2 protein-coding genes are annotated in these 1,516 nt (G+C 39.4%); one reads left to right on the top strand and one right to left on the bottom strand.

The features are described from left to right. Positions 1-417 precede the first annotated feature (417 nt). Positions 418-1,350, top strand: a complete 933-nt coding sequence (locus PSI06_RS20885; protein ID WP_273604795.1) for an exopolyphosphatase — start codon at positions 418-420, stop codon at positions 1,348-1,350. Between the two features lie 73 nt (positions 1,351-1,423). Here the strand turns inward: PSI06_RS20885 and PSI06_RS21765 are convergent, their stop codons facing one another. Beyond that, on the bottom strand, positions 1,424-1,504 hold the full coding sequence (locus PSI06_RS21765) for an IS3 family transposase (protein ID WP_369128032.1): 81 nt from the start codon (positions 1,502-1,504) through the stop codon (positions 1,424-1,426). Positions 1,505-1,516: the final 12 nt, after the last annotated feature.

The raw sequence follows: 1,516 nt of genomic DNA, 5'->3' as shown, positions 1-1,516 counted from the left end.
ACTTGCTCAACAATAGATAATTTAAAGCCTAATGTATAATCTCGCTGAGTACGCTTAACGTCTTTAGTTTTAGTGGTTTTCATAAAATAAGTCCTAAATGTGTAAACACATTTCAGGACAAGACAATACTTGCTAACAAAAAGCCAAAACAGTTGTTTTGGCTTTTTTATGCGCTTTTTTAACGCTAATACCCATTGTATTAAATTATGAGGTATTGATAGCAACAGATAAACAGAGTAATAACACAGGCATAATTTTCGATAGGCATTTGTTCTACTTAAAAATTTATAACGCCGTTTACGCTTTATTTAGCACGTTAGAATGACTAAATTTTTAATTCGATCGCTATAACCTCTCAAAAATTATTTTAGCTGTTACACTTATTTGATTACTCAATCACAACAAGATGGAAAAGCTATGCCCAATAATAAATTTAGACTAGTCACCCGCAGCGATTTCGACGGCTTAGTATGTGCCGTACTGCTCAAAGACTTAGACCTAATTGATGACATTTTATTTGTACACCCAAAAGACATGCAAGATGGCAAAATAGACATAACTGCAAACGACATTACCACTAACCTACCCTACGTTGCTGGCTGTCACATTGCATTTGACCATCACTTAAGCGAAACCGTACGTAACGCAAGCGATATTAAAAACCACGTAATTGACCCTAAAGCCCCTTCTGCTGCACGCGTTGTTTATGATTATTATGGCGGCGCAGAAAAATTTCCAAACATCAGCACAGACATGATGGAAGCCGTAGATAAAGGCGATGCAGCGCAGTTCTCAGAAGACGAAATACTCAACCCAACAGACTGGGTATTAATGAACTTTATCATGGATGCACGCACAGGCCTTGGCCGCTTCCGCGAGTTTAAAATTTCAAACTACCAATTAATGATGAAGCTAATTGATGCCTGTAAAGATCAAAGCATTGAAGATATTTTAAAAATGGAAGACGTAGCCGAACGTGTTGCGCTTTATAACGAGCATAACGAAAAGGCCAAAGAGCAAATAGCACAATGCGCAACCGTGCATAAAAACCTCGTGGTGCTAGATTTAACTCAAGAAGAAACTATTTACGCCACCAACCGCTTTGTTATTTACGCCATGTACCCCGACTGCAATATATCAATTCACAAAATGTGGGGCCTTAAAAAACAAAACGTAGTATTTGCCATTGGTAAATCAATCACTAACCACAGCTCAAACACCAATGTGGGCGAGTTATGTCTTAAATACGGCGGTGGCGGCCACTTAAACGCCGGCACCTGCCAAGTAGAAACCAGTAAAGCCGAAGCAGTGCTTGGTGAGCTGATAGATACGATTACGAGTGATGCTTGAGCTGTCAGCTGTCAGCTGTCAGCTGTCAGCTGTAAGCTGTCTGATCTGACCCCGATAAAGTAGACACGGGGTTTTAATTCATTGATTCATATTGTATGGGGCTAACATTTCCAATCGTCCCATGCATTCGCACTGAGTTGTAGTAATTCTCAATATAAAAACGACT

This window comes from Pseudoalteromonas sp. GABNS16E (assembly GCF_028598715.1).
GTDB classification, from domain to species: domain Bacteria; phylum Pseudomonadota; class Gammaproteobacteria; order Enterobacterales; family Alteromonadaceae; genus Pseudoalteromonas; species Pseudoalteromonas atlantica.
The sequence above is the reverse complement of the archived record's forward strand: the minus strand, read 5'-3'. Positions and strand labels throughout refer to the sequence as shown.